This is a genomic window from Campylobacter sp. CH278, from assembly GCF_004378845.1.
Lineage (GTDB): Bacteria > Campylobacterota > Campylobacteria > Campylobacterales > Campylobacteraceae > Campylobacter_D > Campylobacter_D jejuni.
This window is the reverse complement of record NZ_RYXZ01000038.1, coordinates 1-290: the sequence shown is the minus strand read 5'-3', so window position 1 is coordinate 290 and position 290 is coordinate 1. Positions and strand designations below refer to the sequence as shown.

Annotated in this window: 1 pseudogene; it reads right to left on the bottom strand. The window is 32.1% G+C overall.

The features are described from left to right. A pseudogene (locus ELQ04_RS08585) lies at window positions 1-290 on the bottom strand (motility associated factor glycosyltransferase family protein); the annotation flags it as partial.

Here is a 290-nt window from a genome sequence, read left to right as displayed (position 1 = left end):
CACAAGCCCATAAAAAAGGTTTTTCTATAGTTCCTTCTATCCTTGCTCCACCTTCGGTACAGTTGTAGGTGGTGATACCCATTTTTCTAGTATTTGGAATCATTTCATTTTCAAACCAATTTTTAAATAAAAGCCATATACTATGAGTTTCAACTTTTCCATTTCCTCCATAAGCTGTAGTTAAAATATGTTCATACATTTGACTTTCATAATTAGCTGAATTTTGATAATCATCAGGATGAGAATTGCCATTTTCAGCATAAGCTAAATCCTGTCCTATAAAAATGATG